23 protein-coding genes and 1 other annotated feature are annotated in these 23760 nt (G+C 40.2%); of the genes, 19 read left to right on the top strand and 4 right to left on the bottom strand.

Annotated elements, in window-relative coordinates; all coding sequences use genetic code 11:
* Positions 1–2 precede the first annotated feature (2 nt).
* Positions 3–998 (top strand): dipeptidase, encoded by a 996-nt coding sequence (locus tag CGC63_RS14545; RefSeq protein ID WP_003022178.1) that lies wholly within the window; start codon positions 3–5, stop codon positions 996–998.
* A gap of 71 nt (positions 999–1069) precedes the next feature.
* Here the strand turns inward: CGC63_RS14545 and CGC63_RS14540 are convergent, their stop codons facing one another.
* The 3 genes from CGC63_RS14540 to CGC63_RS14530 all read right to left on the bottom strand — a co-directional run bounded on the left by CGC63_RS14540 (position 1070) and on the right by CGC63_RS14530 (position 3387).
* A complete protein-coding gene (locus CGC63_RS14540) occupies positions 1070–1621 on the bottom strand; it encodes a prolyl-tRNA synthetase associated domain-containing protein (protein ID WP_009246912.1) in 552 nt (183 codons plus the stop codon).
* A 16-nt stretch (positions 1622–1637) separates the two neighbouring features.
* Entirely contained in the window at positions 1638–1871 is a 234-nt protein-coding gene (locus tag CGC63_RS14535) for a helix-turn-helix transcriptional regulator (protein WP_003022182.1), read from the bottom strand.
* A 121-nt stretch (positions 1872–1992) separates the two neighbouring features.
* Positions 1993–3387 (bottom strand): ATP-binding protein, encoded by a 1395-nt coding sequence (locus CGC63_RS14530; RefSeq protein WP_022239269.1) that lies wholly within the window; start codon positions 3385–3387, stop codon positions 1993–1995.
* A 45-nt stretch (positions 3388–3432) separates the two neighbouring features.
* On the opposite strand from CGC63_RS14530, the gene CGC63_RS15565 reads away from it, so the two are divergent.
* The 13 genes from CGC63_RS15565 to rplL all read left to right on the top strand — a co-directional run bounded on the left by CGC63_RS15565 (position 3433) and on the right by rplL (position 14598).
* A complete protein-coding gene (locus tag CGC63_RS15565) occupies positions 3433–3621 on the top strand; it encodes a hypothetical protein (RefSeq protein ID WP_003022187.1) in 189 nt (62 codons plus the stop codon).
* 26 nt (positions 3622–3647) lie between these two features.
* Positions 3648–5144 (top strand): sensor histidine kinase, encoded by a 1497-nt coding sequence (locus CGC63_RS14525; protein ID WP_003022189.1) that lies wholly within the window; start codon positions 3648–3650, stop codon positions 5142–5144.
* Entirely contained in the window at positions 5137–5826 is a 690-nt protein-coding gene (locus CGC63_RS14520; protein WP_003022191.1) for a response regulator transcription factor, read from the top strand. Before CGC63_RS14525 ends, CGC63_RS14520 begins: the two co-directional genes overlap by 8 nt.
* Positions 5827–5981: 155 nt before the next feature.
* Complete coding sequence (locus CGC63_RS14515) at positions 5982–7406, top strand: aminotransferase class I/II-fold pyridoxal phosphate-dependent enzyme (RefSeq protein WP_040351187.1); 1425 nt, start codon at positions 5982–5984, stop codon at positions 7404–7406.
* A gap of 24 nt (positions 7407–7430) precedes the next feature.
* Positions 7431–8018 carry a nucleoside/nucleotide kinase family protein gene (locus tag CGC63_RS14510; protein ID WP_003022195.1) on the top strand — a complete coding sequence of 196 codons (588 nt, stop codon included), beginning with the start codon at positions 7431–7433 and terminating at the stop codon, positions 8016–8018.
* A gap of 68 nt (positions 8019–8086) precedes the next feature.
* Positions 8087–9076 (top strand): DNA polymerase III subunit delta', encoded by a 990-nt coding sequence (gene holB / locus CGC63_RS14505; RefSeq protein ID WP_003022197.1) that lies wholly within the window; start codon positions 8087–8089, stop codon positions 9074–9076.
* Between the two features lie 2 nt (positions 9077–9078).
* Positions 9079–9963 (top strand): PSP1 domain-containing protein, encoded by an 885-nt coding sequence (locus tag CGC63_RS14500; RefSeq protein WP_003022199.1) that lies wholly within the window; start codon positions 9079–9081, stop codon positions 9961–9963.
* A 17-nt stretch (positions 9964–9980) separates the two neighbouring features.
* Positions 9981–10730 (top strand): tRNA1(Val) (adenine(37)-N6)-methyltransferase, encoded by a 750-nt coding sequence (locus CGC63_RS14495; protein ID WP_003022200.1) that lies wholly within the window; start codon positions 9981–9983, stop codon positions 10728–10730.
* Positions 10727–11572 carry a 16S rRNA (cytidine(1402)-2'-O)-methyltransferase gene (gene rsmI / locus CGC63_RS14490; RefSeq protein WP_003022203.1) on the top strand — a complete coding sequence of 282 codons (846 nt, stop codon included), beginning with the start codon at positions 10727–10729 and terminating at the stop codon, positions 11570–11572. Before CGC63_RS14495 ends, rsmI begins: the two co-directional genes overlap by 4 nt.
* Before the next feature lie 27 nt (positions 11573–11599).
* On the top strand, positions 11600–12793 hold the full coding sequence (locus tag CGC63_RS14485; protein WP_003022205.1) for a CapA family protein: 1194 nt from the start codon (positions 11600–11602) through the stop codon (positions 12791–12793).
* Between the two features lie 49 nt (positions 12794–12842).
* Positions 12843–13460, top strand: a complete 618-nt coding sequence (locus tag CGC63_RS14480) for a nucleoside recognition domain-containing protein (protein WP_003022207.1) — start codon at positions 12843–12845, stop codon at positions 13458–13460.
* A gap of 23 nt (positions 13461–13483) precedes the next feature.
* Positions 13484–13626: a sequence feature (ribosomal protein L10 leader region), on the top strand.
* Between the two features lie 38 nt (positions 13627–13664).
* The gene (rplJ, locus tag CGC63_RS14475; protein ID WP_003022209.1) at positions 13665–14150 is read left to right on the top strand and encodes a 50S ribosomal protein L10; all 486 of its coding nucleotides are present in this window, start codon (positions 13665–13667) and stop codon (positions 14148–14150) included.
* Positions 14151–14223: 73 nt separating this feature from the next.
* A complete protein-coding gene (gene rplL / locus CGC63_RS14470) occupies positions 14224–14598 on the top strand; it encodes a 50S ribosomal protein L7/L12 (RefSeq protein WP_003022211.1) in 375 nt (124 codons plus the stop codon).
* Positions 14599–14685: 87 nt separating this feature from the next.
* Here rplL and CGC63_RS14465 read toward each other — a convergent pair whose 3' ends face one another.
* Positions 14686–15324 (bottom strand): GntR family transcriptional regulator, encoded by a 639-nt coding sequence (locus CGC63_RS14465; RefSeq protein WP_003022212.1) that lies wholly within the window; start codon positions 15322–15324, stop codon positions 14686–14688.
* Positions 15325–15478: 154 nt separating this feature from the next.
* Between CGC63_RS14465 and CGC63_RS14460 the strand changes: the two genes are divergently transcribed.
* The 5 genes from CGC63_RS14460 to rpoB all read left to right on the top strand — a co-directional run bounded on the left by CGC63_RS14460 (position 15479) and on the right by rpoB (position 23757).
* Entirely contained in the window at positions 15479–16885 is a 1407-nt protein-coding gene (locus CGC63_RS14460; RefSeq protein ID WP_003022213.1) for an APC family permease, read from the top strand.
* 90 nt (positions 16886–16975) lie between these two features.
* Positions 16976–17188, top strand: a complete 213-nt coding sequence (locus CGC63_RS14455; protein WP_003022215.1) for a FeoA family protein — start codon at positions 16976–16978, stop codon at positions 17186–17188.
* Between the two features lie 107 nt (positions 17189–17295).
* Positions 17296–19293, top strand: coding sequence for a ferrous iron transporter B (gene feoB, locus CGC63_RS14450; RefSeq protein WP_003022217.1), 1998 nt, complete (start codon positions 17296–17298; stop codon positions 19291–19293).
* Positions 19294–19318: 25 nt separating this feature from the next.
* On the top strand, positions 19319–19498 hold the full coding sequence (locus tag CGC63_RS14445) for a FeoB-associated Cys-rich membrane protein (protein ID WP_003022219.1): 180 nt from the start codon (positions 19319–19321) through the stop codon (positions 19496–19498).
* Between the two features lie 413 nt (positions 19499–19911).
* On the top strand, positions 19912–23757 hold the full coding sequence (gene rpoB, locus CGC63_RS14440; RefSeq protein ID WP_003022221.1) for a DNA-directed RNA polymerase subunit beta: 3846 nt from the start codon (positions 19912–19914) through the stop codon (positions 23755–23757).
* Positions 23758–23760: the final 3 nt, after the last annotated feature.

Raw genomic sequence — 23760 nt, 5'->3', positions numbered from 1 at the left:
CAATGAAGGTTTTTGATATGCACTGCGATACAATCAGCGCTATATATGAAAAGAGGAAGAGTAAGGATGCAGTAGAGCTTAGGAAGAACAATCTCCATTTAGATATCGAAAAGATGAGAAAAGGAGATTATGGACTTCAGACTTTTGCGCTTTTCGTAGACAAGGAGGCACAAAAAGACAGCTTTTGTACTGCACAGGAGATGGCAGCGCTGTTTCAGGAGGAAATTAAGAAAAACAGTCAGGATATTGCACAGGTTTTTACATATAAGGATATAGAAGAAAACGAGAAGAACGGAAAGATTTCCGCACTGTTATCTTTGGAGGAAGGAGCTATTTACCAGAGAGAACCGCAGATGCTGCGTAAATTTTATGAGCAAGGGGTGCGTATGGCAACTTTTACATGGAATTATGAAAATGATTTAGGATATCCCAATCGTTTTTATAATCCTCTGGAACAAAAAATGTGGAGTGCAGGAGAAACAGCAGGTTTAAAAGAAAAAGGACTTGAAATGTTGGAGGAAATGGAAGCGCTTGGTATTATTCCCGATGTTTCACATCTTTCAGACGGCGGCTTTTATGACGTGGCAAAATACGCAAAGCGTCCCTTCTTGGCATCTCATTCTAATGCAAGGGGAATTGCCCCTAATGCAGCTCGGAATTTAACGGATGATATGATACGGATTTTAGCTGAAAAAGGCGGTGTCATGGGATTGAATTTCTGTGTTTCTTTTGTAAGAGAGAACTGGAAGCCAAAGGAAGACGGTGCGCTTTTGTCGGAACTCATCAGACAGATAAAATATATTATTTGCGTAGGCGGAGAAGAATGTATCGGGCTTGGCAGTGATTTTGACGGGATTGAAGAAGCGCCTTCTGAGATGAAAAATGCAGCAGGTCTTCCGCTTTTGGCAGAAGCAATGGAAAGGGAAGGTATGCTATACAGTCAGGTTGAAAAAGTATTTTTTAAAAATGTAAAGAGATTTCTGAAGGAAAATCTGTAAAAAGAAGACTGTTGCTTTAAGATACAGATGGCGTGTAAGCTTAAAGCAGCAGCCACATTTTAAGAAGATTTTTATTCTTCTTCAGGGTTTGGCAAATGCACAATTTTCATTTCATGATGTACTGCAGGAAGAAAACGTTCTGTTAAGTCCTTTGTCAAAAGCTTTAAGCTGGAAGTATTGACACAGGGATGACAGCCGATAAATTCATCTTCCAGAACCTCTTCATCTACCAATAATTGTACACGGTTTTCTAAATCATTCATTAACCCCAATACACTGACAGAACCGGGAGAAATGTTCAGAAATTTTTCCATAAATTCCGGTCCTGCAAAGGATAATCTTGCAGAGCCGATTTGTTTGGAAAGGTCTTTTGTTTTAAATTTTTTGTTTCCGGGCATTAAAAGCAGGTAAAAGTCTGTTTGCTGGCGATTACATAGAAATAGATTTTTACACATAGTGACCTGCATAAGCTCATCCACCCGTTCGCAGGCTTCCATAGTAGAGGCTGCTTCGTGGTCTGCCTGTTCATAAGGGATTTTCAACTGCTCCAGCAAATTGTAAACCTTTATTTCCTTTTCTTCACGCCTGTCTAAAAGAGCAGGGTGTCCTTTCCGTAGCTGCATAATTTTTCCTTCTTTCTTAGCATTTAAAATCAAATAAATCACGAACAGGTACTTCCAATGCTTCTGCGATGTCAAAAAGACTGTCCAGAGAAATGGAAGTTTTTACCCTTGGTGCTTCAATATTACTAATATGTGTTCTGCTAAGTCCTACACTTTCTGCAAGCTGAGTTTGCGTTAATCCTTTTAATTTCCGATAATAAGATATAGTCAGTCCTAATTCACGAAATTGTCTTGTTCTTTTTTCGTCCATAAAGGCAAATCTCCTTTTTTGCTAAATATAGCATTGCCATAAATGGATAAAAACAAACCTAAAATATGCAGAAGTAAAGTGTAAAGTTGCAAATTATAGATACATATTGTAAAAAGACGTATTATAAATCATTTTTGCAGTATACAGTTAGATATTTGTCTGCAATACCACACATTTGCTCCAAGCTGAACACATGTACATGGCTTCCGGAAATCACTTCAAAACCACTTACAAAGTCTGATTTGGAAAACAGATAATACCATTCTTCCATATCCGGGAAAAGAGAAGAATGTTTTTGCAGCTTGTAAAGTGCATCAATATCGAGCCATTCATCTGTCCAGAAACAGGTTCCTAGTAAGACTTTGTTATTGTCATAAGCGGCAATAGGAATTGCTTCTGTACGTTTTTTTGTAGGATGCTGTCCCCACCATTTGCCTACATTTTTCATAGGGAAAGGAGATGTTCTCATTTCATCCGTTAAAACCAGAAATTCTCTGCATATTGTTTCAAAGGTATTTTTAGTATAGTTATCTAAGGCAGGCAAAACAAAAGTATTGAAAACGGTCTCTCCCTGTCCAAATTCAATTTCTGACTGATAAGGAAAGACATAGGTGTACCAAAAACGAAAAATACCATCCGAGATGGAATAAACCGCACGGCGGCTTGTCTGGTCTTCGGTTACCGGTACTTTTCGCTCTGCCAGATTATGGGAAGATAGAGAGAGCAGAAGACTGCTGGCAGCGCTGGGTGTAAGCCCTGTATCGTCACAAATTTCCTGCAGCTTTTTCTCCTCCTGTCCCAGGGAAAGGAGAATAGAGCGCATAACGGAAGACGCAGAGTAAAATTCTTTTGTTCTGGAAGGTACAAGGCGATAAAAACTGCCGTTTTCCTGAAAGAAAAGTCGGTAAAGATTGTCTTTTACCGATATTTCAGGGTTAAAAAAACGTAAATAAGCAGGTACACCGCCGGTAACGCTATATAATAGCATTTGTTCTTCTAAGGACATTTCAGGATAAAGCATCCGCATTTCAAAAAAGCGAAACGGTCTTAAAAGGAAAGCATGCTGTTCCTTTGTACATTCTTTTTCATAGGCAGAAGCGGGCTTGCATAACACCAGAAATAAATTTGCAGCGTTGCTTGTGCGGTTGAAAAAAGAAGTAATCAATGTGGAAATCCTTCTGTTTCCGGCAGCAAGATGTGGAAAGTCATCAAAAATGATTAACAACGGTTCTTGCTCAGCGTGTTTGGCAAGTAATTTAAGAACATCAGTCAGTTTTTTTGCCTGTTGAAAATCTTTGTGGAATTGCCGCGTGCATAATGCTTTTAGCATACGGATATTTTCTTCAAAAGATAGAGGGGCAGCTTTAAAATATAAAGTTTTTCTGCTTTTAGAAAGCTCCTGAATGAGTCTGGTTTTTCCCATACCGAAATGGGAGTATAAAGATATATGGCAGGAAGCTTCTGTATCAAATAAATGGTTGAAATTGGAAAGAATATTCCCTTTGTCTAAAAACATAATATCTCCTTGGATTTTGTAAAATAATAGTTAACTTTATTTTAGGTGGAGTTTTCAGGAAAGTCAAAGTATTTTCAAAGGTTTTTTATAGAAAGTTTAGATTTAATTCCGGATTATTTAGGGGAAAAAGAGAAAAAATATGGTATAATAAGCCTTGCAGAGCCCTGCGTGTATGCAAAGAGCTATATAAGGCGAAAAGCTCACGGAGACGGTAGTCGACGTGGTACAATATAGAAAAACCGGCTAGAGAGGCAGTGATTATGAAACTTAAAACCAGAATTATTATTTCTTTCTTTATTATTGTTTTAGAACCCTTGCTTTTTACGGGTTTGGCTTTCTGGGCATTTTCGGAGTATCAGTTTGGTGTCATAGAAGAACAATATGGAATAGAAGACCCCACATATAAAAGTCTTTCCAACACAGCGGAGATTGTAAATCATCTTAGTAATGAACAGGCAGAGATGATGCAAAAAGTAGCAGAGGAAGAGCCATATAAATTTGAAGACATTGTGTATTTGGATGAAATGAATAAGGAGCTTCAGGAGATGCACTCGTATCTGTTGGTGAAAGAAGGAGACAGAGTGACTTATTACGGCTGCGAAAACTATCCGGCAGAGGTAGTAAAACGTTTGGAGCGTTATGAAAACTTTAATTCCGGAAGCAGCGACAGTGTTTACATGGGAGGCAGAGTTCAGGCACTTGTAAAACAGATTAGTTTTCAGACGGATACAGTCAAGGACGGAAGCGCATTTATTATTTCTAATATTTTTGAAACGCTTCCTCAGTTGAAGGAGCTTTTCAAAAACATGCTGGTAACGGTAATTGTAATTCTGTCTGCTACTGCATTAGGTCTGACATGGTGGATTTACAGAGGGGTGATTGCTCCTCTTGACAGACTTCGGACAGCTACCAGAAGGATTAAGGAGGGTGACTTGAATTTCTCTGTATCTACGGAAGGCGTCAGTGAAATTGCGGATTTATGTCAGGATTTCGAGGATATGCGCCGCCGTCTGAAGGAAAATGCAGAAGAAAAGGTTGTTTTTGATAGGGAAAGTAAGGAGCTTATCAGCAACATTTCCCATGATTTAAAAACTCCGATTACAGCGGTAAAAGGCTATGTTGAGGGAATTATGGACGGAGTTGCCAATACGCCGGAGAAAATGGAGCGTTATATTAAGACCATCTATAATAAAGCCAATGAAATGGACAGATTAATTAATGAACTGACCTTCTATTCAAAAATGGATACGAATAAAATTCCGTATACGTTTAATAAAATTTATGTAACAGAATTTTTTGATGACTGTGCGGAAGATTTGAATGTAGAGCTTAGCGCCAAGAATGTAGAGTTTTCTTACTCCAACTATGTAGAACCGGAAGTTATGGTAATTGCAGATGCGGAGCAGATTAAGCGTGTTGTAAATAATATTGTGAGCAATTCTTTGAAGTATACCGGCGATGGAAAACAGAAGCGAATTAATTTGCGGGTAAAGGATGTGGGAGACTTTATTCAGGTGGAAATCGAGGATAACGGAAAGGGAATAGCGGCAAAAGACTTGCCTAATATATTTGACAGATTTTACAGAACAGATGCTTCCCGAAATTCCTCTAAGGGAGGAAGCGGCATTGGTCTTTCTATTGTTAAAAAGATTATGGAGGACCATGGAGGTAAGGTCTGGGCAACAAGTAAAGAAAATATTGGAACAGTGATGTACTTTGTTCTAAGAAAATATCAGGAGGTACCGGTAAATGAGTAAGATTTTAATTGTGGAAGATGAGGAAGCGATTGCAGATTTAGAGAAAGACTATCTGGAATTAAGCGGTTTTGAAGTAGAAATTGAGAATAGAGGCGATGTAGGATTAAAAAGAGCCTTAGAGGAAGACTATGATTTGTTTATTTTAGATTTAATGCTTCCGGAGGTGGATGGATTTGAAATATGCAGAGAAATCCGTAATCAGAAAAACACGCCGATTATCATGGTTTCAGCCAAAAAAGACGACATTGATAAAATCAGAGGTCTTGGTCTTGGAGCAGATGACTATATGACAAAACCATTCAGTCCCAGTGAACTGGTTGCCAGAGTAAAAGCTCACCTTGCCCGATATGAGCGTCTGATTGGAACAGGAATTCAGGAAAATGACATTATTGAAATTCGTGGGTTGAAAATTGACAAGACAGCCAGACGTGTATGGGTAAACGGCGAGGAGAAGAATTTTACCACGAAAGAATTTGATCTTCTTACCTTTTTAGCACAAAATCCAAACAGAGTATTTACAAAGGATGAGCTGTTTAAAGAAATCTGGGCAATGGAGTCTATCGGAGATATTGCAACAGTTACTGTGCACATTAAGAAAATTCGTGAGAAAATTGAATTTAATACAGCGAAACCTCAATATATAGAAACAATTTGGGGAGTGGGATATCGATTTAAAGTGTAAACTTAGAAATTATTTCTTTTAAGTAGGCGACTGTTGTGTTAGTCTTAATGCAGCAGTCGCTTTATTATTGCAATAGGAGGTCAGGTACTACACAATAATAATGTTCCGTAAGAAATGTACTAATGAAAATGCGTATAGAGGAGAGCAGGGAATATATGAAATATTTAGATGAGGCGTTGTATGAATACAGCCAGACAGATTTTTATCCTTTTCACATGCCCGGACACAAGCGGAATTTTTTGCCGGACACAATGAAAAATTTTTATGATATTGACATTACGGAGATAACAGATTTTGATAATCTTCATCATGCAGAGGGGATTTTAAAGGAAAATCAACAACTGGCAGCAAGCCTTTATGGAGCTGATTTTACGTATTTTCTTATAAATGGCAGTACGGCAGGAATTTTGGCAGCAGTTTCAGCCTGCACGAAGAGAAACGGGAAGCTTTTGATGGTCAGAAACTGTCATAAGGCAGTGTATCATGCTGCATATTTAAGAGGCTTGAAGACCACGTATCTTTATCCGTCTTATGAGCCGACTTGTGGATTAAATGGCAGGATTTTACCTGCTGATGTGGAAAAAGCATTAGAAAAAGATAGAGACATTCAGGCTGTTTTAATTACTTCGCCCACCTATGAAGGAATAGTATCCGATGTGAAAAGCATAGCAGAAATTGTGCACAAATATAATATTTCTCTCATTGTAGATGAAGCGCATGGGGCACATTTTTCGTTTCATGATGGATTTCCTGTTTCTGCCCTTGATTTGGGAGCGGATGTGGTTATTCACAGCCTGCATAAAACCCTGCCGTCACCTACTCAGACAGCTCTTTTGCACGTGAAAGGAAAACGCATAGATATCAATAAAGTAGAAACTTTTTTGGGGATTTATCAGACCAGCAGTCCTTCATACGTGTTAATGGGTGGCATTTCCGCTTGTCTGAGATTTATAAAAGAAAAGGGAGAAGAAGCGTTTGAGGAATATGTGGATAATTTAAAAGAATGTCGATTGCAGTTAAGTAAAATGAAGTCCCTTCGGATGCTGGAGCAAGAACTTGGAAATACTTATTCTGCTTTTGATATTTCCAAGCTTGTGATTTCCACAGTTGGTACGGGAATATCAGGAGTAAAGCTTCATGATATTTTAAGGGGAAAATATCATTTAGAAATGGAAATGGAGGCGGAAAACTACGTTATTGCTCTTACCGGTGTCTTAGATAATAAGGAAGGATTTGAAAGATTAACACAGGCGTTTTTGGAAATTGATGCAGGGTTATCTAGGAGCTTTGAACCGAAATTTTGCTTTGAGGACAGCAGTAAGGTGTTTCGTGCCGAGCAGGCTTGTCCTATTTATGAAGGGATGGAAGGAAAAAAACAGAGAGTATTATTTTCAGAAAGTGAAGGGCTGATTTCAGGCGAGTATGCTTATCTGTATCCACCGGGAATACCGCTTTTAACTCCGGGAGAAAAGATTGACAGGCAGTTTCTTGAGCAGGCGCTGAAGTGGAAAAAGCAGGGGATTTACCTTCAGGGTTTACAGGATTATACACAGGAATTTATATGGGTTTTAGACAGATAAAACAGGAAGATAAAAGGAGCGACTATGGGAAAGATTTTTTATATTATGGGAAAAAGTTCATCAGGGAAGGATACAATTTATAACCGCCTGCGTACAGATGAAACACTGGAGCTTTCAAAACTGATTTTATATACCACCAGACCGATGAGAGAAGGGGAAATGCAGGGGCGGGAGTATCATTTTGTGCAGGAAGAACGCTTTTGCCGGCTGAAAGAAGATGGAAAAGTAATAGAGTCCCGAACTTATGAAACAGTATATGGGCCTTGGACATACTTTACCGCAGATGACGGTCAGATTGCAGACGATGAAAAAAATTATCTGGGAATTGGAACCTTAGAGTCTTATATGCAGCTGAAAAATTATTACGGAGAAGAAAAAATCTGCCCTATTTATATAGAAGTGGAGGATGGAGAGCGTTTAAAGAGAGCAATCGCCAGAGAAGAACAGCAAAAAACTCCCAAATATGAGGAAATGTGCCGGAGATTTCTGACAGACGCACAGGATTTTTCAGAAGAAAAGTTACGGGAGGCAGGCATTACAAAGAGATTTTATAATACGGAGCTGGAAAATTGTATAAAAGAAATTAAAAACTATATACAAAAGTTGCAGTAGGGAAAAAATATGTGATATAATGAACGAAAGTTGTTCTCGTAAGAGCGCAGGAATTGAGGTGAATTGCAATGCAAGAAGTAGAAAAAGTATTGGGACATGAAGAAGTAGTGAAACATTTAAAGAATGCAGCAGCAATGGATAAGGTTTCCCATTCCTATATTTTTGCAGGAGAGAAGGGAAGCGGTAAGAAGCTTCTGGCAAAGTTGTTTGCTATGACGTTGCAGTGTGAAAAGCATGGAGATGAACCATGCTTGCAGTGTAGTTCCTGCAAAAAGGCAATGAACCGGAACCATCCGGATATTATTTACATTAGTCACGAGAAACCAAATTCCATAGGTATTGAAGATATCAGAGAACAGTTAATTTCTGATGTTTCTATTAAACCATACACAGGACCATATAAAATTTATATTGTAGATGAAGCGGAGAAGATGACTGTGCAGGCGCAGAACGCTCTGTTGAAAACCATAGAAGAACCGCCGGCTTACGCAGTCATTCTTTTGTTGGTAAATAACGGGAGTACCTTGCTTCCCACGATTGCATCAAGATGTGTGACATTGAATTTTAAACCGGTCAGAGATGAAGTAATTAAGAAATATTTAATGGAAGAGCTTCATGTGCCGGATTATCAGGCGGAGGTCAGTGTTGCCTTTGCACAGGGAAATGTAGGAAAAGCAAAGCAGATTGCCACTGCCGAGGATTTCACGGAGATGATGGATGCGGCTTTTCGTATTCTGAAACGAGGTCAGGATATGGAAGTTTACGAAATGGTAGATGCTATTAAACTTCTTTCCGAGCAAAAGCATACCATATATGAGTATTTGGATTTGTATCTGGTATGGTTCAGAGATGTTTTGATGTTTAAGGCAACCAGACAGATTGACGGACTTGTATTTCGCCAGGAGTATAATGATATTAAAAGCCGTGCTGACAGAAGCTCTTATGAAGGCTTGGAGAAAATTATTCGGGCTATCGAAACAGCAAAAGCACGTTTGCAGGCAAATGTAAATTTTGATTTAACCATGGAACTTTTGTTCCTTACAATCAGGGAGAACTAGTTATGACAAAGGTAATTGGAGTAAGATTTCGTAACGTGGGAAAAATTTATTATTTTTCACCGCAAGACTTAGAGATAAAGGCAGGAGAGCATGTCATTGTAGAAACCGCAAGAGGTGTGGAATACGGAAGTGTTGTGCTGCCGCCAAGAGAGGTATCGGATGAGAAAGTGGTACAGCCGCTAAAAGAGGTTATCCGTATTGCAACGCCTCAGGATGATAAAAAAGAGGAAGCGAACAGAAAAAGAGAAAAAGAGGCATTTCAGATTTGTTTAAAGAAAATCAGAGAGCATAATCTGGAAATGAAGCTGATTGATGTAGAGTACACGTTTGACAATAATAAAATTCTCTTTTACTTTACTGCGGACGGACGTATTGATTTCCGTGAGCTGGTAAAGGATTTGGCAGCAATCTTTAAGACAAGAATAGAGCTTCGCCAGATTGGCGTAAGGGATGAAACAAAGATTTTAGGAGGTATCGGTATATGCGGAAGACCTTTGTGCTGTCATACGTATCTGTCAGAGTTTGTGCCGGTTTCCATTAAAATGGCAAAAGAACAGAATTTATCTTTAAATCCTACAAAGATTTCAGGTGTATGCGGAAGACTGATGTGCTGTCTGAAAAATGAGGAAGAGACTTACGAAGAGTTAAATCGAAAATTGCCAAATCCGGGAGACAGGGTGACCACACCGGAAGGACTGAAAGGTGAAGTACAGAGTGTAAATGTACTCCGCCAGTATGTCAAAGTAATTGTGGATGTGGAGGACGAGAAAGAAATCAGAGAATATCAGGCATCAGAATTGAAGTTTAAAGCACGTCAGAAACGGGAAAAACTGAAGCTGACAGAAGAAGAAATGAAAGCATTAAAAGAACTGGAAAGAGATAAATAAAGAGGACATTCACGATTATGGAGAAGATACTTCGAGAAGGAGAAAGACTGGATGACCTCCAAAACGGATATAGCTTGATACAAAATCCTCAGCAGTTTTGCTTTGGGATTGACGCAGTGCTCTTATCCTGGTTTGCGCAGGTAAAGCCGGGAGAACGAGTGCTGGATATGGGGACGGGTACAGGTATCGTCCCCATTTTATTAAAGGCACGATATCCGAAGGGAGAGCATTTTACAGGACTTGAGATACAGGAGGAAAGTGCAGAAAGGGCAAGGAGAAGCGTTGCGTACAACCATCTGGAGCAGGATATAACGATTACCACAGGGGATATTAAAGAGTCCGCTTCCATTTATGGAGGGGCTTTTTTTGACGTTGTGACTACCAACCCTCCTTATATGATAGGGCATCATGGGTTGACGGGAAGCAATGAGGCGAAAATTATTGCAAGACACGAAACCCTCTGCAATTTAGAGGATATTATTTCTCAGGCTGCAAAGGTTTTAAAGCCAAAAGGGCGCTTTTATATGGTGCACAGACCATTTCGTCTGGCAGAGATTATGTCAGTTATGGTGAAATATCGGATAGAGCCTAAAAGAATGAGATTGGTACAGCCTTTTGCGGATAAAGAGCCGAATATGGTGCTGATTGAAGGGCTGCGTGGAGGAAATTCACGCATGCTTGTGGAAAAGCCGCTAATCGTGTATGAAAAACAGGGGATTTATACAGAGGAAATACAGAAAATTTACGGGCAGGAGGTGATAAAATGAGCGGAAAATTGTATTTATGTGCAACGCCCATCGGAAACTTAGAAGATATCACATACAGGGTGCTGCGAATTTTAAAAGAGGTGGATTTGATTGCGGCAGAAGATACCAGAAACAGTATTAAGCTGTTAAATCATTTTGAAATCAAAACACCAATGACCAGTTATCACGAATATAATAAATTTGACAAGGGAAGATATTTGGTAGGGCAGCTTTTAGACGGAAAAAATATTGCTTTGATTACAGATGCGGGAACACCGGGGATTTCTGATCCGGGAGAAGAACTGGTGGCAATGTGCTGTGAGGCGGGTATTGAGGTTACATCTCTTCCGGGAGCGGCAGCTTGTATTACTGCATTAACTTTGTCAGGACTTCCTACAAGGCGTTTTGCTTTTGAGGCTTTTCTGCCCTCTGACAAGAAAGAGAGAGCCTGTATTTTACAGGAGTTGAAGAACGAAACAAGAACGATTATTCTGTACGAAGCGCCTCATCGGCTGGTAAAAACGCTGGAGGAGCTTTATGCAGAGCTGGGAGACAGAAAAATTTCTCTTTGCCGGGAGCTTACGAAGAAGTATGAAACAGTTTTCAGAGATACATTATCTCAGGCGATCGCGTGGTACAAGGAAAATCCGCCAAAAGGGGAATGTGTAATGGTTTTGGCAGGACGTCCAAGAGAAGAACTGGTTTTAGAAGAACGCCAGAAATGGGAAAACATGTCTTTAGAGGAACACCTGGCTATTTATGAGAAGGAAGGAATGAGCCGCAAAGATGCCATGAAGCAGGTGGCAAAGGACAGAGGAATACGGAAGCGTGATGTATATCAGGCACTTTTAAACCAAGAATAAGAGGAGTTACGTATTGAGGGAACATTTATGAAAAGAAAAGGACAAAAGAAAAAATTGCGTTTGAAGGTGATTATAACCACAGATATTATTCTGCTGGTAATCTTATGCGGAGCGTTATTAGCGAAGGGCTTGTATAAATCTAATAAAGAAGAACCGCAGCCTGAAACGAAAACAGAAAGTGCGAATAAAGAAGGACAGAAGCCTGAAAAACAGGAGACACTTGAGGTACAGGAAACAACAATTACCATCAGTGCAGCGGGTGACTGCACTCTGGGAACGGATGAAGGCTTTAACTACAAAAGAAGCTTTAAGGGAAAATATGATGCAGTGCAGGACCCTGCATATTTCTTCCAAAATGTACAGCCTGTTTTTGCGCAGGATGATTTAACGATTGTAAATATGGAAGGAACTTTGACGGAAGAAACTACAAGAGAACCAAAGCAGTTTGCGTTTAAAGGGGATGCAGAGTATGCGAAAATTCTTACGGCAGGAGCGGTGGAAACGGCAAATCTGGCAAACAACCACAGCTTTGACTATGGCAAAAAGAGTTATGAGGACACAATCACAGCCCTTGAAGCAGAAGGGATTTCCTCTTTTGGATATGAGAGAACTGCGGTCATGGACATAAAAGGCGTGAAAGTAGGACTTGCAGGAGTTTATGAGCTGGCAGAGCATATAGACTGTAAACAAGACTTGCTTGATAATATAGCCTCTTTGAAAGAACAGGGTGCACAGATTATCATTGTAAGCTTTCACTGGGGGCAGGAAAAAGAAAATGTTCCCAATGATGTACAGGTCGAGCTTGCCCACGCAGCTGTTGATAATGGAGCCGATTTAGTGTTAGGTCATCATCCTCATGTGTTGCAGGGGATTGAAGAATATAAAGGCAAGAATATTGTATACAGTCTGGGGAATTTCTGTTTCGGAGGAAATTCAGCGCCCAGCGATATGGATACTATGATTTTCCAGCAGACTTTTACTGTTAAAGACGGAAAATTGCAGGAAGATAATGTAACCAATATCCTTCCGTGCAAAATTTCCTCTGCTTATGAGGAGGGCTATAATAATTATCAGCCGATTTTGGCAGAAGGGGATCAGAAGGAAAAAATATTTGAGAGACTTTCGGAGTATAGTCAAAAGGCACAAGAGGCAGGAGACCGCCTTGCACAGGAGAGTGCTGTACAAGATAAAGATGAAAACAGTGAAAACGGCGGCGAATAACAACCTGATTTGCAGCATATTCTAAAGAAAAAGTATATTTGGAGGACGTATGCTGGATATTCTTTGGGGTATGATGCTCCTCATTGGGATTTTATATGGTGCTGCCACAGGAAATATGAGTAAAATAACAGATGCAGCCCTTTCTTCTGCGAAGGAGGCGGTATCTTTGTGTATTGCAATGGCAGGGATTGTGGCAATGTGGGTAGGGGTTATGGAAATTGCCAGAGCCTCCGGACTGGTGGAGCGTATGACAAAGGCAATGAAGCCCCTTCTGAGGTTTCTTTTTCCTAAAATTCCTATGGAACATAAGGCAATGGAATTTATTTCCGCAAATATGATTGCCAATTTCTTAGGTCTTGGATGGGCAGCTACACCTTTTGGATTAAAGGCAATGGAGGAATTGGGAAATTTGGAGGATGACCGAAGGCAGGGCAGAGCTTTAGGAATTGTGCGGAAAAAAGGTATTGCAAGTAATGAAATGTGTACTTTTTTGATTTTGAACATATCTTCCTTGCAGTTGATACCGGTGAATATTATTGCTTATCGAAGCCAGTATGGAAGCGTCAATCCAACGGCGATTGTAGGACCGGGGATTGTAGCAACGGCAGTAAGTACCATTGTGGCAGTGATTTTTTGCAAGTTTATGAATTACAAAAAAAGTAGTTGACAAGTGACCTCATATATGTTACCTTATCAAAGGAATAGCTGCCGAAGACAGCAGGTGCCGTAAGGCATAAGGATAAAAACGCCTGCCGAGGAAAGATTCATTCTTTATAGATAAGATTGATTTTTAAACCTCTTTGTCTTGTGCAAAGAGGTTTTCTTAATTTTGAGCAGCGCAGCCTAAAAAAACAAGGAGGTGCACTAATTCATGGCAAAAGTAGAACTTAAAAAACCTGTCGTAGAAGAGATTTCCAACAGCATTAAAGATGCAGCAGCAGTAGTTTTAGTAAACTACAAAGGTATCAATGTTGAACAGGATACACAGATGCGTAAGGAATTAAGAGAAGCTGGAGTTGTTTACAAAGTTTACAAAAACACAATGATGAACTTTGCATTCAAAGGAACAGCTTGTGAAGATTTATGCCAGCATTTAGAAGGAACAAATGCTTTAGCTGTATGTACAGAAGATGCAACAGCACCGGCAAGAATTCTGGCTAAATACGCAAAAACAGTTCCAACACTGGAATTAGTAGCAGGTGTTGTAGAAGACACTTACTATGATAAGGCAGGAATCGAAGCACTTTCCCAGGTTCCTTCAAGAGAAGAACTTCTTGGAAAATTGCTTGGAAGTATCCAGTCACCTATTGCAAACTTCGCTCGTGTGCTTAACCAGATTGCAGAGCAGCAGGCTTAATCAGAAGTTTGTATGAGACGCCGAAAAGGCAAAGAAAAATAATTTATAAATGAAAAATTGGAGGTAAATAATAATGGCAAAATTAACAACAGCTGAATTTATTGAAGCTATCAAAGAATTATCCGTATTAGAATTAAACGAATTAGTAAAAGCTTGTGAAGAAGAATTTGGTGTATCTGCAGCAGCAGGTGTTGTAGTTGCAGCAGCAGGCGGTGCAGCAGAAGCAGCAGAAGAAAAAGATGAGTTCGACGTAGAATTAACAGAAGTTGGACCAAACAAAGTTAAAGTTATCAAAGTTGTTCGTGAAGCAACAGGCTTAGGCTTAAAAGAAGCTAAAGAAGTTGTAGACGGAGCTCCTAAAGTATTAAAAGAAGGCGCATCTAAAGCAGAAGCTGAAGAAATCAAAACAAAACTTGAAGCAGAAGGCGCTAAAGTTACTCTTAAATAATTTGAGTAAAATATTGAACCCCATTGTCGCAATGACAATGGGGTTTGTTTTATTTCATAGGAAATTGTACTGCGGCATAATTCCTGTTTATATTTTCGGGTACATAAATTCCTGTACTCTTCTGTAACAGTCTTCGTTTCCGGTATAATAAAAAATGTCATTTAGGCGGAATACGGCTTTCGGCCCCGGAGACATAATAATGTTTCCGTTTCGCTTTATTGCAATGACGGTAGCGAAGGTTTCCTGCCAGAAATTAACCTCTGCAATGGATTTATTTAAATAAGGTGTTTCTTCTGAGATAATCAATTCATGCGGGATAAAGGGGTTCGTGGCTCTGTAACATTCTATTTGCTCAATCAATTCTGTTAAATGTTTTTGCAGCTCTTTATTTTCCTGTTTTTGCCGTTCCACGCTGTCCATAATCTTGCTTTTCAGAGAATAAATAGACTGTGTCTGTTGATGCTGAGACAGAAAATTTTTGGCGTTTAATATCGACGTAATGATTACGCCGCTGTTTTTCTCTACTTCTACAATATCCCAATCTGCCAATACACAAACCGCCCGTCTGGCAGTTTCTGATGAAACATTATATCTGCTTCCGATAGAGGAGCGGGCATAAATTTTTTCCCCTTCCTTGTAAGTACCTTCCACTATCTGATATGCAATGTCTGCGGCAATTTGTTCATATTTTGGAATATTGCCTGTTTTTTCTTTTTTTCCTTCCATAAGCTTCCCTCATCTGTTTTGTAGTCTTTTTTTATTTTAAACCATTTTTACAATTATTGCAAAATACATCTTGCAAAACTGACAACTTAGTAATATAATAAAGTTGTCAAAGGTAACGAGGTAGTGTTTTAGCAGAGGAAAGTAGGTGTTGGTTATGAAGAAAAAAGGATTAGGAAAATTAGATGCAATCACGCTTGCATTTGGAGCAATGATTGGTTGGGGCTGGGTAGTCATGTCCGGCGAATGGATTACAAAGGCCGGCACCTTTGGTGCGATTTTAGCTTTTATTTTAGGCGGTATCATGGTTTTGTTTGTTGGAAAGGTCTATGCAGAGCTTACGTCAGCTATGCCAAGAAACGGAGGATGTCAGGAATTTTCTAAACGTGCATTTGGAAAAAAGGCATCCTTTATCTGTACATGGAGCATGATTTTGGGATATATTGCGGTAATTGCTTTTGAAGCAGTTGCTTTTCCAAGTGTTTTGCAGTATCTTTTCCCCGGCTATGTAAAAGGGTATATGTACACTGTGAACGGTTCTGATATTTATGTTACATGGGTGCTGGTAGGTGTTATCAGTTCCTTGTCTGTGGCAGCAGTGAATTATTTCGGCACAAAAAATGCAGCTTTGCTTCAGACGGTTTGTACTTTAATTATTGCAGCGGTAGGGTTGGCTTTGATGGGTGGTTCGGCAGTAAATGGAAGCATGGCAAATATTGATGCTCCGGTTGTAAACGGAGCGGCAGGAATTATTACCGTGGCAGTAATGACGCCGTTTATGCTTATGGGATTTGATGTTATTCCTCAGGCGGCAGGAGAGATGAATATTCCTTATAAGAAGATAGGAAAGCTTTTGGTTTTATCTGTTGTAATGGCAATCTTTTGGTATGCGATGATTATTTTCGGAGTTTCTCTTTCTATGACAAGCGGTGAGCTTGCTGTATCGGGAATGGCATCTGCGGATGCTATGCAGAAAGCTTATATGGGCAGCGCCATTGCTTCAAAGGTATTGATTATGGGTGGTATTTGCGGAATTATTACCAGTTGGAACTCCTTTTATGTGGGATGCAGCCATGCCATTTGTGCAATGGCAGAAGAAGGAATGCTTCCGTCATTTCTGGCTAAGAAGCATAAAAAGTATGGAACACCGGTGAATGCTATTTTACTAATTGCGGCAGTGACCTCACTTGCGCCGTTTTTAGGTGAAAATATGTTGACGTGGTTGTCAAATGCGGGGGCTTTTGCCATTGTGATTGCTTATTTCCTTGTATCTGCTTCTTTCATTAAATTGAGAAGAAAAGAACCTAAGATGGAAAGACCGTACAAAGTAAAATATGGTATGTTTACAGGTGTTGCAGCAGTGGTTTCCTGTGGAATTATGCTTTTTATGTATATACCGGGCGCGCCGGCGGCTATGTCTGTTTATGAGTGGAGCATTGTTCTGTTGTGGGCTGCATTGGGAGTTGTATTTTATATGGCAGCTATGAAAAAACAGAGAGTGGGCGTGGTATATCATACAAAACGTTTGATGGTGAAACAGGCAGTGTTTATGGGAATGAAATAAAAAAAGACTATTGACAAATATAAAAAATTAGTATAAACTAACTTTAGTAAGTTGCGAATAACTCAAAAGAAATGGAGTGTGTCAATAGTTATGAACTTATCAGAAGCGCAAGAAGGAAAAGAATATATTGTAAAAGGTATTGCCACAGAAGATGAGGAACTGGATGCGTTCTTGTTTTCCTTGGGATGTTACAGTGGTGAGCCTGTTACCGTAATTTCAAAGCGGAAAGGCGGCTGTGTAGTTTCCTTAAAAGATGCCAGATATAATATGGATACAGATTTGGCACAGGCTATTCTAATATAGACAGGGTTTGCGAAATGGTCTGTCGCAGAAAAAAGAATTCTGCAAAGCGGAGTTCTTTTTTTAAAAGAGTGAGTTAGCATGAACTAATTGAAAGAAGGAGAGTAATGATGAGAATTGCGTTAGCGGGAAATCCCAATAGTGGAAAAACTACGATGTATAATGCCCTCACAGGAAGAAATGAGCGAGTGGGAAACTGGGCAGGTGTTACGGTGGACAAAAAAGAAAGTTCTATTCGGAAAGGTTATTTTGAGGGAGCGGAAGAATTAATTGCCGTAGATTTGCCGGGGGCATATTCCATGTCACCCTTTACATCAGAGGAGAGCATTACCAGCAGTTATGTAAAAAATGAAAGTCCAGATGCGATAATTAACATTGTAGATGCTACAAATTTAAGCAGGAGCTTGTTTTTTACTACGCAGCTTTTAGAATTGGGAATTCCTATGGTAATTGCCTTGAATAAAAGTGATATCACACAGAAGAAAAAGACAGAAATTGATATCCGTCTGTTATCTGAGAGGTTGGGGTGTCCGGTTATTCAAACGGTATCCACGTCAGCAGGGCATGAAGGATTAAAACAGGTGGTAAGTAAAGCGGCGGCGTTAAAGGGCTGTGAGCAAAAAGCGCCTTATGTTCAGGGAGATATTAATCTTCAGAATAAAGCAGAAGTAGAAGCGGCAGACAGAAAGCGTTTTGCTTTTGTAAACAGTATTGTAAAAGAAGTAGAAAAGAGAAAAGTTTTTACAAGGGACAAAAACAAGCAGGACAAAATTGATGCTGTTCTTACTAATAAGTTTGTGGGAATTCCCATTTTCGCAGCGGTGATGTTTCTTGTGTTTTACATTTCCCAGTCCACAGTAGGGACTTGGATTGCTGACTGGTTGGTAGGTTGGATAGAAACCTTTCAAGGCTGGGCAGCGGGAATGGTAGAAAATGCAAATCCATTTTTACAGGCGCTCTTGGTAGACGGTATTATTGGCGGGGTAGGCGCTGTGGTAGGATTTCTGCCTCTTGTAATGGTTATGTATTTCCTGATTGCTCTCTTAGAAGACTGCGGATATATGGCAAGGGCAACGGTGGTACTGGATCCGATTTTTAAAAGAGTGGGACTTTCCGGTAAATCTGTTATTCCTATGGTAATCGGTACAGGATGCGCAATTCCGGGAATTATGTCCTGTCGAACCATTCGTAATGAAAGAGAGCGCAGAGCAACGGCTATGCTGACACCGTTTATGCCTTGTGGGGCAAAACTACCGGTTATTGCTTTATTTGCAGGAGCGTTTTTTGCAGATGCGGCGTGGGTAGGACCTACGATGTATCTGGTGGGAATTGTGTTGATTTTTTTAGGGGCACTTTTGGTAAAGAAAATTACAGGATATAAATTCAGGAAATCCTTCTTTATTATAGAGCTTCCGGAATATAAAGTTCCAAGCTTAAAGAGAGCGACTTTATCTATGCTTTCCCGTGGCAAGGCATATATTGTAAAAGCGGGAACAATTATTTTAGTATGTAATACTGTGGTACAGATTATGCAGAGCTTTAACTGGCAGTTTCAGGTTGTGGAAGAAGGAATGGAAAACACTTCCATTTTAGCATCTGTTGCATCTCCCTTTGCTGTGCTTTTAATTCCTTTGGGATTTGGTGTATGGCAGTTGGCAGCAGCGGCAATTACCGGATTTATTGCAAAAGAAAATGTGGTGGGAACATTGGCAGTTGTATATGGGCTTACAAACTTTATTGACACAGATAAATTGGCGTTAGTGGGAGGCGGAAACGAAGTTGCCGCGGTTATGGGACTTACGAAAGTTGCGGCTTTGGCATATTTGATGTTTAATCTTTTTACACCGCCTTGCTTTGCGGCTCTCGGAGCGATGAACTCGGAAATGCAGGATAAAAAATGGCTGTGGGGCGGTATTGCTTTACAGCTGGGAACAGGATATAGCGTTGCGTTTTTGGTATATCAGATTGGGACACTGATAACAACAGGTTCGTTGGGAGCAGGTTTTCTTCCGGGATTGGCGGCAGTGCTTGCCATGGCAGGTGTTTTGGTTGTATTATCAAGGAAAACACAGAAAACATTTGGTGAAAAATACAGCTTGCACGTATAGCGGCATATATTGGAAAGGAGCATATATGGCAAATTTATTGGTGGCAGGAATTTTGCTTTTGGCAGTGGGAGTGGCAGTGGCTTATATTGTAAAAGCGAAAAAGAGCGGTACAAAATGTATCGGGTGTCCGTCAGGGGGCTGCTGTTCTAAAAAAGGCGGCTGCCATGGGGGATGCGACTGTGAAAGTCATGGTATGGATAAATAAGAGATGAAAAGGAGGGTCTGCGTCTTGTAAAAGGCGCAGGCTCTTTTTGCGCAGCCGATTACTCTGAATGGTTTGTTACATTGGATTTGAAAAAAGTAACAGTTCAGCCATATCAGCTCGAATTGGTGGTTTCACCACCTATACGCTGCAATGCAGCGCAAATTCTCGCTTATGGCAGAGCGCCATATACAAATCCAACAAAATTGTCTTGTTGCAAGCAAGCTTGCTAATCCATTTTTGTTGGATTTGTGCATGGCTGAACTGTTACGAAAAAAATAAGGAAAGCTATTGACACTGTTGACAAAAGGTGATATAGTGAGAAATGCACTATTATGGCAAGTTATGCCTAGGAGTCTATAAAAAAGAGACTCCTGCATTAATTTAAATTAAAACATACAAGGGGTGAAACGTCAATGGAGAAAAACAGAATCCGTTCCGTAACTAATGGTAAGGCCATGAGAATGTCATACCAGCGCCAGAAAGAGGTACTGGAGATGCCGAACCTCATTGAGGTTCAGAAAGACTCTTACCAGTGGTTTCTGGACGAAGGCTTAAATGAAGTTTTTGAAGATATCTCTCCAATCGCAGATTATAGCGGTAAATTAAGCTTGGAATTTGTTGGCTTTACTTTGTGTGAAGATGAAAAGAAATATACCATCGAGCAATGTAAAGAAAGAGATGCAACATACGCTGCACCTTTAAAGGTAAAGGTAAGATTACACAACAAAGAAAACGGCGAAATTACCACACATGAAATTTTCATGGGTGATTTGCCACTTATGACAGCAACTGGTACGTTTGTAATTAACGGAGCTGAACGTGTTATCGTCAGCCAGTTAGTACGTTCACCAGGTATTTATTATGCAATCGCACACGATAAACTGGGTAAAACCCTGTATTCCTCAACAGTTATCCCGAACAGGGGTGCATGGCTGGAATACGAAACAGACTCCAATGACGTATTCTATGTACGTGTAGACAGAACAAGAAAAGTCCCTATTACCGTTTTGATTCGTGCTTTAGGAATTGGTACGAATGCAGAAATTATAGATTTGTTCGGCGAAGAACCAAAGATTTTAGCCAGCTTTACAAAAGATACTTCCGAAAGCTATCAGGAAGGTCTGCTGGAATTATATAAGAAAATCCGTCCGGGTGAACCTCTGGCAGTAGAAAGCGCAGAGAGCTTGATTACAAGTATGTTCTTTGATGCTCGCCGTTACGATTTGGCAAAAGTAGGTCGTTACAAATTTAATAAGAAGCTTCTTCTTCGTAACCGTATTGCAGGACACATGCTTGCGGAAGAAGTGGTTGATGTGACAACCGGTGAAATTATTGCCGAAGCAGGTACTGTTGTGAGTCAGGAGCTGGCTGATACCATTCAGAATGCAGCTGTTCCTTATGTATGGATACAGGGCGAAGAGCGTAATATCAAAGTGCTGTCCAGTATGGCAGTAGACCTGAAGAATTATGTAGATTTAAGCGATGAAGAATTAAAAGAGCTGGGTGTTACAGAATTAGTTTACTATCCGGTACTTGCGAAAATCTTAGAAGAAAATGAAGAGCTGGATGATATCAAGGATGCAATTAAGAGAGAAATCCACGAGCTTATTCCGAAGCATATTACAAAAGAAGATATTTTAGCTTCCATTAACTATAACATGCACTTGGAATATGGTCTTGGTACAGATGATGATATTGACCACTTAGGAAACAGACGTATCAGAGCAGTTGGTGAACTTTTACAGAACCAGTATAGAATTGGTCTTTCCAGATTGGAAAGAGTGGTACGTGAAAGAATGACAACTCAGGATTTAGAGGGAATTTCACCACAGTCCCTGATTAATATTAAACCGGTAACAGCAGCGGTGAAAGAATTCTTTGGTTCTTCCCAGTTGTCTCAGTTCATGGATCAGAACAACCCATTGGGTGAGCTGACACATAAGAGACGTTTATCTGCATTGGGACCTGGTGGTTTGTCACGAGACAGAGCTGGATTTGAAGTTCGAGATGTTCACTATTCCCATTACGGAAGAATGTGTCCGATTGAAACTCCTGAAGGTCCAAACATCGGTTTGATTAACTCTCTTGCATCTTACGCAAGAATTAATGAGTATGGTTTTGTAGAAGCACCATACAGAAAAATTGACAGAACTGATCCGAAAAATCCACGAGTAACAGACGAAGTTGTTTACATGACAGCAGATGAAGAAGATATTTATCATGTTGCTCAGGCGAATGAGCCATTGGATGAAGAAGGGCATTTCATTCATAAAAACGTATCCGGTCGTTACAGAGAAGAAACACAGGAATACGAACGACAGATGTTTGAGTACATGGACGTATCACCTAAGATGGTGTTCTCCGTTGCTACTGCATTAATTCCTTTCCTTCAGAACGACGATGCCAACCGTGCGCTGATGGGATCTAACATGCAGCGTCAGGCAGTTCCGCTTCTTACAACAGAAGCTCCTGTGGTTGGTACAGGTATGGAATCAAAAGCAGCTGTAGACTCCGGTGTTTGTGTTGTTGCAAAAAAATCCGGTACTATAGAATGTGCTGCTTCTAAAGAAATTATTATGAAAAATGATGATGGAACAAAAGACGTTTATCATCTGACAAAATTCATGAGAAGTAACCAGAGTAACTGCTACAACCAGAGACCAATCGTTGTAAAAGGCGAGCACGTAGAAGCTGGTCAGGTTATTGCAGATGGTCCATCTACTTCTAATGGTGAATTAGCTCTTGGTAAGAACCCTCTTATCGGATTTATGACATGGGAAGGTTATAACTACGAGGATGCTGTTCTTTTAAGTGAAAGACTGGTTATGGACGATGTTTATACATCTGTTCATATTGAAGAATATGAGGCAGAAGCCAGAGATACAAAATTAGGACCGGAAGAAATTACAAGAGACGTACCGGGTGTCGGTGACGATGCGTTAAAGGATTTGGATGAAAGAGGTATTATCCGTATCGGTGCAGAGGTAAGAGCCGGTGATATTCTGGTTGGTAAGGTTACTCCAAAGGGAGAAACAGAGCTTACTGCGGAAGAAAGGCTGCTTCGTGCAATCTTCGGTGAAAAGGCAAGAGAAGTTCGTGATACTTCCCTGAAAGTACCTCATGGTGAATACGGTATCGTAGTGGATGCAAAAGTATTTACAAGAGAAAATGGTGATGAATTATCTCCTGGTGTAAATCAGGCAGTTCGTATTTATATTGCACAGAAGAGAAAAATCTCTGTTGGTGATAAAATGGCTGGTCGTCATGGTAACAAGGGTGTTGTTTCCCGTGTACTCCCAGTAGAAGATATGCCATTCCTGCCAAACGGACGTCCTCTGGACATCGTATTAAATCCGCTTGGTGTGCCTTCTCGTATGAATATCGGACAGGTTCTTGAAATCCATTTAAGTCTTGCTGCGAAAGCATTAGGATTTAATATCGCGACACCTGTTTTCGATGGTGCAAACGAAAACGATATTCAGGATACACTGGAATTAGCAAATGATTATGTAAATACAGAAGATTTCGAAGAATTCCGTAAAAAATACGAAGATACATTAAGACCTGAAGTAATGCAGTTCTTAGACGAAAACAAAGCACACAGAGAGCTTTGGAAAGGTGTTCCTCTCTCCAGAGATGGAAAAGTAAGACTGCGTGACGGACGTACAGGTGAATACTTCGACAGCCCTGTAACAATCGGACACATGCACTACCTGAAACTGCATCATCTGGTAGATGATAAGATCCATGCACGTTCCACAGGTCCATACTCCTTAGTAACACAGCAGCCTCTGGGTGGTAAAGCTCAGTTCGGTGGTCAGCGTTTCGGAGAGATGGAGGTTTGGGCACTGGAAGCTTACGGTGCATCTTACACACTGCAGGAAATCCTGACAGTAAAATCTGATGATGTTATCGGACGTGTTAAAACTTACGAAGCAATTATTAAGGGTGACAATATTCCTGAACCGGGTATTCCGGAATCCTTCAAGGTACTCTTGAAAGAATTACAGTCCTTAGGACTTGATGTAAGAGTTCTTAGAGAAGATATGACAGAAGTTGAAATTATGGAGAACATTGATTATGGCGACACAGATATGCGTTCCATTATCGAAGGGGACTCCAGAGGCAATGACAATGAGGACTACGGAAGCCACGGATTTTCCAAACAGGAATTTGAAGGCGAAGAATTAGTAGATGTGGAAGAAGACACAGACGAAGATGTTTTCTTAGACTTAGATGAAGATGCTCTTGATGAGTAATTA

Origin of the sequence: Blautia hansenii DSM 20583 (assembly GCF_002222595.2) — a bacterium.
Taxonomy (GTDB): Bacteria; Bacillota; Clostridia; order Lachnospirales; family Lachnospiraceae; genus Blautia; species Blautia hansenii.
The sequence above is the reverse complement of the archived record's forward strand: the minus strand, read 5'-3'. Positions and strand labels throughout refer to the sequence as shown.